Origin of the sequence: Acinetobacter sp. 1130196 (assembly GCF_000588095.1) — a bacterium.
Classification (GTDB): Bacteria; Pseudomonadota; Gammaproteobacteria; order Pseudomonadales; family Moraxellaceae; genus Acinetobacter; species Acinetobacter nosocomialis.
The window spans coordinates 60,600-72,978 of record NZ_JFWX01000021.1; the positions used below are offsets into that span (position 1 = coordinate 60,600).

The 12,379-nt window shown below is 38.5% G+C and carries 12 protein-coding genes and 1 pseudogene; 3 read left to right on the forward strand and 10 right to left on the reverse strand.

The annotated features are described in order from the left end of the window. Positions 1–131: 131 nt before the first annotated feature. Complete coding sequence (locus tag J671_RS15805) at positions 132–3,164, reverse strand: DNA translocase FtsK (protein ID WP_006582130.1); 3,033 nt, start codon at positions 3,162–3,164, stop codon at positions 132–134. Positions 3,165–3,433: 269 nt separating this feature from the next. Between J671_RS15805 and trxB the strand changes: the two genes are divergently transcribed. The 3 genes from trxB (at position 3,434) to J671_RS15820 (ending at position 6,066) form a co-directional block, all read left to right on the forward strand. Then, positions 3,434–4,381, forward strand: a complete 948-nt coding sequence (gene trxB / locus J671_RS15810) for a thioredoxin-disulfide reductase (protein WP_002052068.1) — start codon at positions 3,434–3,436, stop codon at positions 4,379–4,381. Positions 4,382–4,500: 119 nt separating this feature from the next. Then, a complete protein-coding gene (gene aat / locus J671_RS15815; RefSeq protein ID WP_004710244.1) occupies positions 4,501–5,232 on the forward strand; it encodes a leucyl/phenylalanyl-tRNA--protein transferase in 732 nt (243 codons plus the stop codon). A gap of 18 nt (positions 5,233–5,250) precedes the next feature. Further along, on the forward strand, positions 5,251–6,066 hold the full coding sequence (locus J671_RS15820; RefSeq protein WP_002052085.1) for an arginyltransferase: 816 nt from the start codon (positions 5,251–5,253) through the stop codon (positions 6,064–6,066). Between the two features lie 40 nt (positions 6,067–6,106). Here the strand turns inward: J671_RS15820 and rimI are convergent, their stop codons facing one another. The 9 genes and pseudogenes from rimI to J671_RS26160 all read right to left on the reverse strand — a co-directional run. Beyond that, positions 6,107–6,562 (reverse strand): ribosomal protein S18-alanine N-acetyltransferase, encoded by a 456-nt coding sequence (gene rimI / locus J671_RS15825; RefSeq protein WP_002052080.1) that lies wholly within the window; start codon positions 6,560–6,562, stop codon positions 6,107–6,109. 109 nt (positions 6,563–6,671) lie between these two features. Then, entirely contained in the window at positions 6,672–7,547 is an 876-nt protein-coding gene (locus J671_RS15830) for a metal-dependent hydrolase (protein ID WP_002052039.1), read from the reverse strand. Between the two features lie 239 nt (positions 7,548–7,786). Beyond that, positions 7,787–8,668: a metal-dependent hydrolase gene (locus tag J671_RS15835; protein ID WP_004710249.1), complete on the reverse strand. Its 882-nt coding sequence runs from the start codon at positions 8,666–8,668 to the stop codon at positions 7,787–7,789. A gap of 796 nt (positions 8,669–9,464) precedes the next feature. After that, positions 9,465–9,638, reverse strand: coding sequence for a hypothetical protein (locus tag J671_RS25945; RefSeq protein WP_171073490.1), 174 nt, complete (start codon positions 9,636–9,638; stop codon positions 9,465–9,467). Next, positions 9,607–9,975, reverse strand: a complete 369-nt coding sequence (locus J671_RS15840; protein WP_031982786.1) for a hypothetical protein — start codon at positions 9,973–9,975, stop codon at positions 9,607–9,609. The genes J671_RS25945 and J671_RS15840 overlap by 32 nt, the downstream gene beginning before the upstream one ends. Further along, positions 9,975–10,484: a glycoside hydrolase family protein gene (locus J671_RS15845; RefSeq protein ID WP_017395307.1), complete on the reverse strand. Its 510-nt coding sequence runs from the start codon at positions 10,482–10,484 to the stop codon at positions 9,975–9,977. Before J671_RS15845 ends, J671_RS15840 begins: the two co-directional genes overlap by 1 nt. Next, complete coding sequence (locus tag J671_RS15850; protein ID WP_017394007.1) at positions 10,468–10,734, reverse strand: holin; 267 nt, start codon at positions 10,732–10,734, stop codon at positions 10,468–10,470. Before J671_RS15850 ends, J671_RS15845 begins: the two co-directional genes overlap by 17 nt. Before the next feature lie 64 nt (positions 10,735–10,798). Beyond that, a complete protein-coding gene (locus tag J671_RS15855; RefSeq protein ID WP_031982788.1) occupies positions 10,799–11,341 on the reverse strand; it encodes a DUF4376 domain-containing protein in 543 nt (180 codons plus the stop codon). Beyond that, positions 11,338–12,379 (reverse strand): annotated as a pseudogene (locus J671_RS26160) (hypothetical protein); the annotation flags it as partial. The gene J671_RS15855 and the pseudogene J671_RS26160, both read right to left, overlap by 4 nt.

Genomic DNA, 12,379 nt, shown 5'->3' on the forward strand with positions numbered 1-12,379 from the left:
TCATTGTTTTTTATTGAGAAGCACACATTAGCATTTTTTACTATTTGATAAAATCTTAAACTACAACTGAATAATGATTATTTTTAACAATAAAAAAAGCCTCCGAAGAGGCTTAATTTTAAATGTAGATATTAAACTAAAATATCTCGCTTACCATTGGCGCCCATAGCACTCACAATACCGTTCTCTTCCATTTGGTCGATAATACGGGCAGCACGGTTATAACCTAAGCTAAACTTACGCTGTAATGATGATGTAGATGCCTTACGAGTTTCTAGGACAAACGATACACATTGATCATAAAGGGCATCACGGTCTGAAGCACCATCACCCTCTTCAAAGCCACGCGAAGCTGGCTCTTCATCAAATGGTGTTAAGATCTCATCTACGTAGTCTGGTTCACCACGTTCACGCCATGCATCACAAATACGGTTAACTTCATCATCACTAATAAATGCACCATGTACACGTTCTGGCTCAATTTTACCTGGCCCTAAGAACAGCATATCACCATGGCCTAACAAGTCTTCTGCACCACCTGCATCCAAAATAGTACGTGAGTCAATTTTACTGTTTACACGTAAAGCTACACGCGTTGGAATATTGGCTTTAATAAGACCCGTAATAACATCTACCGATGGACGCTGAGTTGCAAGTAACAGGTGAATACCAGCAGCACGAGATTTTTGCGCCAAACGCGTAATCATTTCTTCTGCTTTCTTGCCTACCTGCATGATCATGTCGGCAAACTCATCTGCCACAATCACGATTGATGGTAATGGCGTTAAACGAGGTGCACGCTCTTGTGTCGCTGAATCACTTGGTTTCCATGTTGGATCAATCAAGTCTTCTCCATTCGCAATTGCTTCTTCAACTTTTCGGTTGTAGTCACTTAACTTACGAATTTTAAGGAACGACATAAGCTTATAACGGCGTTCCATTTCATTTACACACCAGTTTAATGCACTAACTGCATCTTTCATGTCAGTGACTACAGGCGTTAATAAATGCGGAATATCGTTATAGTTAGCCAATTCAAGCTGTTTCGGGTCAATTAAAATTAAACGTAATTGATCTGGCGTATATTTAAGTAACATCGACAAAATCATTGAGTTAACGGCAACAGATTTACCCGAGCCAGTTGTACCCGCAACTAACATATGCGGTGCTTTTGCCAAGTCTGTTAGTACCGGATTACCCGAAATATCTTTACCCATTGCCATACTAATCAGAGCACTTGGGTCACGATATGCTGGTGTTTCCAACAGCTCAATTAAACGTACCATTTCACGGGCACTATTTGGTACTTCAATACCAATATATGGTTTACCCGGAATAACCTCCACAACACGTACTGATGCCATAGACATTGAGCGCGCCAAGTCACGGGAAATATTAGTCACTTTAGATGCTTTCACACCCGGTGCTAAATCTAATTCAAAACGTGTAACAACTGGACCCGGCTGAGCTTCAACAACCTGCGCCTTCACATTAAATTCTTGTAATTTAATCTCAAGCAATTCAGACAAACGCGAAAGCTGCTCTTCGGTAAAGTTAACTTTCTTATTTGGGTCAACCTTATCAAGTAATTCAAAGCCCGGTAATGTTGGTAAATCTAAACGCTTTTTGGCTACCTGCATTGCACGCGACATTGGTCGACCTGATGCATCTGTTAATGGCGCATCAAAATCGAATTCATCCTCAAGATTGTCTTCTGGCTTTCCAGCAGTTTCTTGCCAAGCTTCAATAAATTCTTCTTTTGAAAGCTTCTCTGCACCAATCGTAGTTTGAATAGGAGCTTTTACAAATGCTGAAGATTGCGCATAGCTACTTGCTTTGACCGATTGAGGTGCTGGGGCAATATCTTCATCAATTAATAAGTCATCAAAATCATCAAATACTTGTTCATTTGATAAGTTTTTAGGTGACTGATTTAAATTTGATACAGGTGCAGATGTTTCAACTGATGGATGAGGTGTTTGCGGTGCTACTGCTGATTCAACATGATGATCTTGAACGAACGGAGTATGTACATCAGTAGCAGTTTTACTATTTGGAACTGCTGCAAGCAATTCATCAAAAATCTCATCATCATTCCAATCTAAGCCTTGATGAATATTCGATGCTTGAGGTTGTGCTTGTTTAGCCTGATAAGCCGTTTCTTGGAATTGCTCATGACTTGGATGTTCATTTGAATCATCCGCAGCTCTTAACAGTGCATCAATTTCTTGCTTATGACTTGCATCATCGCGCTGTAGGGCACGCCAAACCTCACCTGTCGCTACTAAACGCTCACTGTCTTTTTTAAGCTGTTGAGCTTGTTCAAGCGTACGCTCAAAGTTTTCTGGCTGAGGCGCTGGTTTTTCTTCAACAGTTTCAGACTGACTTTGCTCTTTCGCTAACACATCGGCAAATAAACGCTCCGCCATTTCATCGTGTCGTGTAGAGCTAGCTTTGGCTTGAGTTTTTTCTGGCTGAACATTTAGCTCTGCTTCATCATTAACTTCAGCTTTAGGCATCTCGGCAACTTTTACCGTTGCTGTTTTATTTGCAGGCTGTGTAGTTAAATCATAAGCAGATTCATTTGGCGATACATTCTTATAGAATAAATCTTGTAAATAACTCGGCATTGCTTTGAGCGTAACCCATGTTTTGCTCCACTGCACCCCAAATGCCAAAGTGAATAATACCACTCCGAAAACCAATAAAAATAAGGTCGCACCATAAATTGTTAACAGTTGAGATAAGCTCTGCCCTAATTCATAACCAATAATCCCCCCTGCCGCATTATCTAAAGTATCTGCAGGTACATTCCAGTGTAAGTAAAGCAAACTAGACACAACAAGAATCAAGAAGAACTGAGCAGCATAACGGAATGGACGGTTTAGAAAACTATGCGGCCACCAGACTTGAATAGCTTCAACAAATAAGAAAATTGGAATAAGTAAACTTGCCCAACCTAAAAAGCCAAACAACAAATCTGCAATCCATGCACCGGCAATACCACTTGCATTGGATACTTGCTGAGTATCACTTGAAATATGCATCCAGCCCGGATCAAATGGCGTATACGTTACTGTCGCCAGAAACATATAAATACCAAAAGAGACCAAGAATAATGTCATCAATAAGCGCTGTGCATAAACACTTGACACCGCAGTCATATACTGTCCTGTAACCCATTTAATTATTGGTTTAGAGATGTGAAGACCTACATTTCAGATCTTCAACGAATGAACTTTATATTATGCACCTGTTCTTACAAAAAAGGTGCATGATTCTTTACAGTTGTTGTTAACATAAGGCTCTTCTATATTGTTATATAACTTAATTCGATTGTCCTGATCAATATTATCCACATTGATTTCACGCTATTGGTCGGCAATTTCACGTATAATTTTCAAAATTCTCGAAATAAATAAGGATACCCTCAATGAGTGCTCGTCATTCTCGGTTAATTATTCTCGGTTCTGGTCCTGCGGGTTATAGTGCAGCTGTATATGCAGCACGTGCAAATCTTAAACCAACACTTATTGCTGGTTTACAACTTGGCGGCCAACTTACAACGACAACCGAAGTTGACAACTGGCCGGGCGATCCTGAAGGTTTGACTGGTCCTGCTTTAATGGACCGTATGCAAGCACATGCTGAACGCTTCGGTACTGAACTCGTCTATGACCATATTAATGAAGTGGACTTAAATGTACGTCCTTTTGTTCTTAAAGGTGATATGGATGAGTACACTTGTGATGCATTAATTATTGCAACTGGTGCGACAGCTCAATATCTTGGTTTAGAGTCTGAACAAAAGTTTATGGGCCAAGGCGTGAGCGCATGTGCAACATGTGATGGCTTCTTCTATAAAAACCAAAAAGTAATGGTTGTAGGTGGTGGTAACACCGCTGTTGAAGAAGCGCTTTATTTATCAAATATTGCTGAACATGTAACACTGGTTCATCGCCGCGATTCTTTACGCTCTGAGAAGATTTTACAAGATCACTTATTTGCTAAAGAAAAAGAAGGCAAGATCAGTATTATCTGGAATCATGAAGTTGAAGAAGTCCTTGGTGACAATACTGGCGTAACAGGTGTTCGCTTAAAATCTACAAAAGATGAAAGCAAACAAGATGTACAAGTTCAAGGCTTATTCGTTGCCATTGGTCATAAGCCAAACACTGGAATGTTTGAAGGCCAGTTGAACTTACGTGATGGCTATATTCAAGTACAAAGCGGTACTTCAGGTAATGCAACAGCAACTTCTGTAGCAGGTGTTTTCGCTGCGGGTGATGTTGCTGACAGTATCTACCGTCAAGCCATTACTTCAGCTGGTTCAGGCTGTATGGCAGCATTAGATGCAGAAAAATATCTAGATAATCTTTAAGTTTAGATATTTCAAACAGCCGTTATAAAACGGCTGTTTTTTTATCATTTATAATAATTGCTGGCTGCCTCAAATTAATTTTTATAGCATAACCCTTAAGCACACATTATTTTAGTTTTATGAACATACTACCTCTATCTCAATATATTTTTCCAGATCCAGAGGAAGCCGATCCAGATGGTCATGGTCTAATTTGCATTGGTGCTGACCTCTCCCCTTCTACCCTCTATGAAGCATATACTCACGGACTCTTTCCTTGGTTTAATGAAGATGAACCTATTTGTTGGTGGAGTCCTGAACCACGCTGTGTGATTTACCCTCAAAACTATAAACCAAGTAAATCGCTCATTCGGAACATGAAAAAGCACGATTACACCATTACGGTAAACCGTGCTTTTGAACAAGTCATTCGTTCATGTTCACTACCTCGAAGTTATGCTAACGAAACTTGGATTAGCGAAGATATTATTCAAGGTTACTGCGCGTTGTTTAATTCAGGTTATGGCTACAGCATAGAAGTTTGGCAAGACAAACAGCTGGTAGGCGGTTTATATGGAGTTACGATTGGTAAGGGTTGTTTTGGCGAGTCTATGTTTAGTACTCAAACCGATGTTTCTAAAATGGCTTTTTATACTTTAATGTTAATCGGTCAAGAAAATCAGCTTCCTTGGGTCGACTGCCAACTGGTAAATAGTCACTTAATTAGCTTGGGGGCTTGTACACTTTCTCGGCAGGAATATCTTAAATCGTTACAAGATGTAATTATTCACCCCTCTATCAATTGGAAAAAGTATCAAGAACGTGTATTTTCAAGTAAAACAATAGCATTAAATGCAAAATTAATGGAATGATAACAGGAGGGACCAATCATGAAATCATATCACCCGAAGTCCCTTTTAAATGATCTGCAGTACTATATTACTCCACCTCACGATTGCAGCTATTTAGAAAATAAGTCAGCACGTATGGTCTTTTTAGACCCGATTCATCGCATCGATGTGGTGACTCTTTCAGAGTTATCGCGATTAGGTTTTCGTCGTAGTGGTGACTTTGTATATCGTCCTGAATGTCATTTATGCAGACAGTGTTTGTCTTGTCGTGTTCCAGTTGCCGATTTCCAAATGAACAGCATGCAAAAAAAAGCATGGAAGCGGAATCAAGACCTTACCATGACTGTTCTGCCAACACGGCAAGCTGCACAAATTCATTATGATCTATATGAACGTTACATTAACGAGCGCCATGCCGATGGTGATATGTTTCCACCAAGTTTAGATCAATTTGAAAAATTCCTAGTTCATAGTTGTACAGATAGTTTCTTCTTAGAGTTATGGAAAGATAACCGTCTAATTAGCGTTTCTACATGTGATTTAATGGATGATGGATTATCTGCGGTTTATACATTTTTCGACCCAGACGAGCACCGCAGATCTTTAGGTGTTTATTCAATTTTGAATCAGATCGAATATGTAAAATCACTTGGTTTAGAATATCTTTACTTAGGCTATTGGGTACCCCACTCAGCTAAAATGAATTATAAGTCTCAATATACTCCACTAGAACTTTTATTAGATGGGCAATGGCGCCGCTTAAATAGATCATTATCGCCAGAGGAGATTAATCAGTTAGGTAACTCTCTCATGACAACGTTACCTTCTGAATGGAATAATTTAATTATTAAGTAATGTGATTTTGTCTTGTTGTTAAAACAACAAGACAGTCATTTTAGAATAAAGACGCAAAATCGTCGGTACAGCTTTTTACCATAATAACGGCATTTTCACGCCCACCCTCTTGAGTTGGGTAATAATTGCGACGCACATCAATTTGATGAAAACCTGTTTTTTCGTATAAACCAATGGCTGCTTTATTACTTTCACGAACCTCTAGAAAAATTTGTACAGGTTGATTTTCTAACCGCTCAATCGAGGTTTCCAACAATTGATATCCTAAACCTTTACCTTGCATTTGAGGATCAATTGCCATAAGCAATAAGTTCGCTTCATCTAACACAGGTTGTAAAATACAAAAACCGACGACCTTATTATTTAACTCAATTACCGTACACTGATAAGAGTTCACAGATTCTAGAAATTGCTGCCTAGACCATGGGTGTGTTTGAACAAGCTTCTCAATTTGGGCAACACTATCAATATCGGAGGCTTGCATAGTACGGATCATGAGTTTCAGCACATTTTTAGATTTCAAAGTAAACGTATTATAGAAACTTAAATAGAAAAAACGAGTAAAAAAAAAGAGCAATTAAATTGCTCTTTTTCCGGACAGTTTTTTAAAGCCCTAACTTTTCACGCCAAGTGGCCAATAAAGCTGTCGTATCTGAATCATTTGGATGGAATTTTGGTCTTAAGAAATCTAATAATTCTGGAATTTGACGGGTCATAAAACCTTTACGGCCATACATGAACTTAAGCATGTATTTGGTATCTTTCCATGTTAGCTTGTCATCAGTCTTAAGTAACTTAGCAGTAAAATAAGATTGTGTAGCGAAGATTAATGCCATCGCAATAATTAAAGCGGTTGAGCGCATAAAATAAGCTTTTGGCCCTTGCCCATACATACTTGTATACACATCAAACGCAACAGCTTTATGTTCATTTTCTTCTACTGCGTGCCACATCCATAAGTGATACATGGTGTCATCTTGGAACATGGCCTGAATTTCAGGATTTTGTAAAAGTTCAGCGGCAATCGTCGATGTAAAATGTTCTAAAGCACAAGTACCTGTCAAATCAATCATTTCTTTAGTATAGCCAAAAGGTTTCATTAACTTGGTTACAACTGCTGTACCCATTTTAATAACTGTACCTGTTTGCTTTTCCATTTTGCGAACATCATATCCATACGCTTGCGCAGAAGCGTTAAATGCTAAATGTTCTTTAGAATGCATAGCTTCTTGACCAATAAAAGCACTTATTTCTTTTTGAAGAGCCGGGTCAGCAAGCTTTGGATCATTTCGTACTGCACGTGTACTATTTACAAAGAACTGCTCGCCTTCAGGAAAAAGAGCCGATAATGCTGTCATAAAGTGAGTTAATCCTGCATCGTAATTTGCCCAATAACGTGGGACTTGAGCAAATTCAAAGTCCATACGACGTACAGGGAAACTTGCTCCAGCACGATTAGAAATATTTACTTTAGCATTCATGTCAGACTCCTTTAAGTGAACCATCAATTCACTTATATCCTTATTTATTTTCTTAATATTTATAATAATACGCCTTTGAAAGCGCTATTTAAGTGCAGATGAGGACAGCAAATTATCAGATGAGGTCATCACTAGCCCCTTTCTGGAGCAAAATGAACATATATCAATTTTAAAAACGAGCAGTGGTTTCAAGACAATAAAAAAGGACTGCTAACAGTCCTTTTCACTTTATTTTTAATTTAAAGTCCAAGTTTGGCTTTCCATGATTTTAATAGGCTAACTGTATCTAAATCATTAGGATGAAAGCCTGGTTTAAAATAAGCCAACATCTCTTTAGCCATACCCGTAATAATGCCTTTCGACGGGCTATAACCATATTTATAAATCACAGACAATTCATCTAAGTTTAATTTTTTATCTTCTCTTAAAAGACGGAGTACAAACGAAGATTGAATTGCGAAAATAAGCGCCATCGCAAATACAAGTGAACTTGTACGTAATGCATAAGCTTTAACACCTTTGCCAAATACGCCTTCGTATACATCAAAAGCTACGGCTTTATGTTCATTTTCTTCTATTGCATGCCAATACCACATAGTTGACATTGTTTTGTCTGTCATAAGCTCTTGAATATGAGTATTAACTAAAAGCTGAGATGCAATCGTTGCAGTAAAATGCTCAAGAGCCGTAGTCGCAGTTAAATCTACCATTTCTTGGGTCATACCAAATGGTTTTACGATCTTTGCAAAAGTTTTACGGGCAGTCTGAATAGCTGTATCAGTAAATTTTTCCAACGACTCTACATCATGACCGAACTTTTGTGCAGATGCATTAAAGTTCACATGTTCTTGAGTATGCATAGCCTCTTGACCAATGAAAGCACTAATTTCTTTTTGTAGCTCTTCATTGTTTTTAATCGCTGGGTGATAACGCACCGCACGTACACTATCAATAAAGAACTTTTCACCAGCAGGAAATAGTGCTGATAATGCTGTCATAAAATGTGTAAGGCCAGCAGAACCATTCATCCAGTATTCTGGTACATCATTAAAGTCAAAGTTCATACGACGTACAGGAAAGCTTGCTCCGGCACGATTCGTAATATTTACTTTAGCGTTCATAGTGAAAGCTCCTTGCTAGTAACCGTAGTTACTTAAACTTTATTGTTCGTTTTCTTGATTCTTATCATACAAAGTTAATAAAAAGGCTTAAGTGCAAATAGGGACATTGAAGTATCAGTTAAGGCCAGCTTTCTATTGAATTGTCGAACAATTAAACATAAAAAAAGCGCCCCAAAAGGAGCGGTTGTTACTTATATAAATCAGTAGGTTAAATAAGATTGCTACACTTTTGTTGCACTATTTTTTAAAACTGCATTTGTCTTGTTTTACGTATTTTTAAACTACATTCAAAATAATTTAAAATGTAGTTTAATAGAAATGTGCCAACTAGTCTTATCTGGATAAGTGCAAACCAACTCTAAGTGGGTTAGTTGCGACTATCTGAGAGATAGTTGCACTAAGTATCTGTTAGCTGCTTAGTTGCGAGTAGCTTTAAGCTACTTGCAAATAATTAACTGAGTGACTTAAAGTCACCATATTCCCTGCTCAAAGCTGAGCAACCCCCTTTTAAGACTAAATCGTAAATCCTACTAACTAGCATTTAGATAGTTAGTTGTAAGTGACTCAAAAATATCCGCAAAAGTGATACCAGATTATCCCGTATCACTACTCCAAAAGTGTAGTAACTCCTCTCATGCGAATTTCATCTAATACCATGCACTTTATTGGCAAAAACCAAAAAACTAAAATTCAGGCAAAAAAATAAGGGTATATGCAATCTGCATACCCTTTTCGCCAAAAATGACGTAAACCCCATATTAGGTTAGCTCAAGTTTTCATTACGAAAGTTTCGTAGTTATTGCTGTAACGCCTTCACAATCGCACCGTGCCTTGTTTTGCAATCATTATATTTTGCAACCGTATCAACTGACCAGATCATTAAATCTTTGCCAGTTGTGCCATCAATTTCATTTAAATTAGGGCACGGCTGGATGAGATTAGCTGGTATTGCCGGCTTTAATGAGTTCATTGAGTTGCTGCACCCCAGCATCGTCAACACAGCTAGACTTATAAACAGGACGCTCCACGATCTTTTGCACTTCACGCTCAATATATTCGACTTTGGTGCTTTGCTCTGCTTTGACTCGTTCATAGTCTGCGCTCACTTTATTGATCTGATTTTGCTTTTCGGCAAGTGCTTTCAAATTCTTGCGCTCAATCTCTTGGATCTGAGATTGACACTTTTGTTCAGCTTCTTTTAGCTGACCAGTTTTGTAATTGAGTACGGCCAAAGATATGGCCAATAAAAAAGCGAGAAAACCGATAATGATTTCTCGCCAATATTTAGCAGCAAATACAATCCACATCACTGCGCTCCTATACATTTTGCGTGTCGTTCTACTTGTCTGGTCCAAACCCCGTAGCAACCATTTTTGCGAATAGAACAATCACGCTTTGCAACATACTTATATTTAAGTAATGAGTCGCAAGCTGCCTTATACTTCCCTACCTTTAGATTTTTCAGCATTGATGAGCTAGACCATGCACCAATCCCGTATTGATACGTGAAATCGAGGTATAGGTCATATTCAGTTTGTGATAATTTCACGCCCTTCAATGAATCTTTAAACGCGACTTCACGCTTAGCCACATCATTTCGCAACCACTTATCTGCGGTCGCACGTGTAATTGGTGGATCTGTCATTTTTACTGGTGAGCCATCCGGTTTGAATGTTGAACCATGGCCCTGTGTTGGACGATCCCCTTTAACGGGTATCACTGGCTTTGATGTAAACCCTTCATCATTTTTTACGCCCACAAAAAAAGCAGCCGAAGCTGCTAAGAATGCTGCGATATATTTAGTCTTGTTTGACATTACAGTCACCTTTCTTTTCTAAGCTTTCTAAATAAGCTTTCAGTGCAATTTCATCGCGCTTATTTTTCTTTTTGGCGTAATACCAGTTCATTAAAAAACCAGCTAAACCAATGATGATACTGACCCAAAATGCTAAATCGATTGACCCGATCCACGCCGAAACTGCTCCTGCCACACTTCCCCCGTATGTTGCACCCTTACTGGCCGCCAAAGCGGTCGATGTATCTATAATTTGCTGATTGTCTGCCATGCAGCCCCCTAATTTCGGCAATAAAAAAGCACCCAGTTGGGTGCTATAAAATGTCTCGTTAATATTAAAAACTGATCTTATCTACTTCAGCTTTCGTTTTAGCCAGCGCAATACTCTCTCTAGCTTTTCTGCTTCTTGCATGACACATAGATACATGCTCTGCCAATGCTTGTCTTAACTTTTTTAATTCCTCCCCTGATAATGTGATAACGGTATTGTTGAATAATGTCCATTCAACCTCTACGCCTAATGCACTTGCTGCAATAATGCGGCTCTGAGACTTTTCATCTGAATCAAATTTATATCCATTAAATGAAAAACCACCGAATTCGGTGGTTTCTCTAATTTGTTTTATCTCAAGCCATTTATGCTCCTTAACCTGATCTAGAGTTCGAGGATCTACCCATTCTTTATCTTTGAAATCAAATATATGATGTTCAGAAGGTTGTTGAGGAATCTCTTTCCACTTTCCATTGCTATGGTACATATTCGCCTTGGGTGGATCTTCAACTGCAAAACAATCTTCAGGGGTATTTAATTGAATAGTCTCGTCGTTGCCAGATATCTGAAACAACAACTCACCATGTTTTGAAACTATACCTGTCATTTTTTCAACTCAATTACCGTTAATGTTCTACTCGTTAATTCAAAAGGCAATGCAGCTTGATTTGATGCATCTTTAAAGTAGGAGGCTTTAACGTTGTTTACTGAAGTGGTATTTCTGCCGATCGCAACTCTAAGGCTATATTCAGCACTGCCTGAAAATGCATTATCAATAGTTGGGGGTAACGTATAAGAGCCACTGAAGTACAAAATATTATTTTGTGTATTGGATGGGGCAAAGTAATGCCGGGCAATCTCGGTTCCGTTTCTATAAACACCAACAATTAGGCTAATTAAAGAAGCCAAATCAGCTCTGGTTGTATTTCCATTAATAGAAGTTAGAACCATAAATTGTTTTAACATTATACCCCCGCTGATGAGGGCCTTTCCTCCAGATCTTGCCATAGTAACTGATGCAACCTTTCCATTTGACCATGTAAACCAAGCATTGATAGAAGATTCATCTACAAGCTGATTATCAAAATCAGGAATATTTGAGTTTGATGGGAAGGTTACGCCTATTGGAACAGTTACTGCTTCATCCTGGATTTTAAGGGTGCTAATTGCACCATCATCAATATTTGCATTTTTAACTTTAATTGAACCTAGATCAGCGCTAATAACACTTAAGTTTTCTGCCCAGATCCTATTCGCATTGATATATCCAAAACTACCATTGTCGACATACAATCCACGCGGAATAACAGTACCGTTTGGCAAAGTAACTGGAGTATTTTGCAGTGTCATTAATGGTTTAGGTTCTACATCATCAACACCGACAGGCGTACCAAACTGAATTGCATCATAATTGAATATGAAAGTTGAAGTCGTACCATCATTCATTGATCCATGACCAGAAACATGGCCATTTACATCGAACTTAGTAAACTGCTGAGCATAGATGCCATCTACACTTTCAGTGACATTTTGAATAGACGCACTATTCTCACCGACTTTTGTTTGCAACGTTTCCGTTACTTTTATCGTTGAAGAAATAGCACTAGCATTTGCATTGATTTGTTGCTGAAACAAAGCATTGCTC